This is a genomic window from Staphylococcus rostri (assembly GCF_002902145.1).
Classification (GTDB): domain Bacteria; phylum Bacillota; class Bacilli; order Staphylococcales; family Staphylococcaceae; genus Staphylococcus; species Staphylococcus rostri.
On sequence record NZ_PPRF01000025.1, the window covers coordinates 1 to 1658 of the forward strand.

2 rRNA genes are annotated in these 1658 nt (G+C 50.8%); both read right to left on the bottom strand.

Annotated elements, in window-relative coordinates:
* Nucleotides 1-103: ribosomal RNA gene (gene rrf / locus CD122_RS04655) — 5S ribosomal RNA — on the bottom strand; the annotation flags it as partial.
* 74 nt (nt 104-177) lie between these two features.
* A 23S ribosomal RNA gene (locus tag CD122_RS04660) occupies nt 178-1658 on the bottom strand; the annotation flags it as partial.

Consider the following 1658-nt stretch of genomic DNA (forward strand, 5'->3'; position numbering starts at 1 on the left):
CCTACTCTCGCGGAACGTAAGTCCGACTACCATCGGCGCTAAAGAGCTTAACTTCTGTGTTCGGCATGGGAACAGGTGTGACCTCTTTGCCATTGGCACCAGATAAAATTGAATGTTATACATTCAAAACTAGATAGTAAGTATATCAGTTACACAAACAAAACCTTGTGAAAAAATTTGATTAAGTCTTCGATCGATTAGTATTCGTCAGCTCCACGTATCGCTACGCTTCCACCTCGAACCTATTAACCTCATCATCTTTGAGGGATCTTATAACCGAAGTTGGGAAATCTCATCTCGAGGGGGGCTTCATGCTTAGATGCTTTCAGCACTTATCCCGTCCATACATAGCTACCCAGCTATGCCGCTGGCGCGACAACTGGTACACCAGAGGTATGTCCATCCCGGTCCTCTCGTACTAAGGACAGCGCCTCTCAAATTTCCTACGCCCACGACGGATAGGGACCGAACTGTCTCACGACGTTCTGAACCCAGCTCGCGTACCGCTTTAATGGGCGAACAGCCCAACCCTTGGGACCGACTACAGCCCCAGGATGCGATGAGCCGACATCGAGGTGCCAAACCTCCCCGTCGATGTGAACTCTTGGGGGAGATAAGCCTGTTATCCCCGGGGTAGCTTTTATCCGTTGAGCGATGGCCCTTCCATGCGGAACCACCGGATCACTAAGTCCGTCTTTCGACCCTGCTCGACTTGTAGGTCTCGCAGTCAAGCTCCCTTATGCCTTTACACTCTATGAATGATTTCCAACCATTCTGAGGGAACCTTTGAGCGCCTCCGTTACTCTTTAGGAGGCGACCGCCCCAGTCAAACTGCCCGCCTGACACTGTCTCCCAGCACGATAAGTGCTGCGGGTTAGAAATCCAATACAATTAGGGTAGTATCCCACCAATGCCTCCACGTAAGCTAGCGCTCACGCTTCTAAGGCTCCTACCTATCCTGTACAAACTGTACCGAATTTCAATATCAGGCTACAGTAAAGCTCCACGGGGTCTTTCCGTCCTGTCGCGGGTAACCGGCATCTTCACCGGTACTATGATTTCACCGAGTCTCTCGTTGAGACAGTGCCCAAATCGTTACGCCTTTCGTGCGGGTCGGAACTTACCCGACAAGGAATTTCGCTACCTTAGGACCGTTATAGTTACGGCCGCCGTTTACTGGGGCTTCGATTCGTAGCTTCGCAGAAGCTAACCACTCCTCTTAACCTTCCAGCACCGGGCAGGCGTCAGCCCCTATACGTCACCTTACGGTTTAGCAGAGACCTGTGTTTTTGATAAACAGTCGCTTGGGCCTATTCACTGCGGCTCTTCAGAGCGTGAACCCTAAAGAGCACCCCTTCTCCCGAAGTTACGGGGTCATTTTGCCGAGTTCCTTAACGAGAGTTCGCTCGCTCACCTTAGAATTCTCATCTTGACTACCTGTGTCGGTTTGCGGTACGGGCACCTATTTTCTAGCTAGAGGCTTTTCTCGGCAGTGTGAAATCAACGACTCGAAGAAACGAATTTCTTCTCCCCATCACAGCTCAATCTTTACGAGTGCCGGATTTGCCTAACACTCAATCTCACTGCTTAGACGTGCACTCCAACAGCACGCTTCGCCTATCCTACTGCGTCCCCCCATCGCTTAAAACGAATTTAGG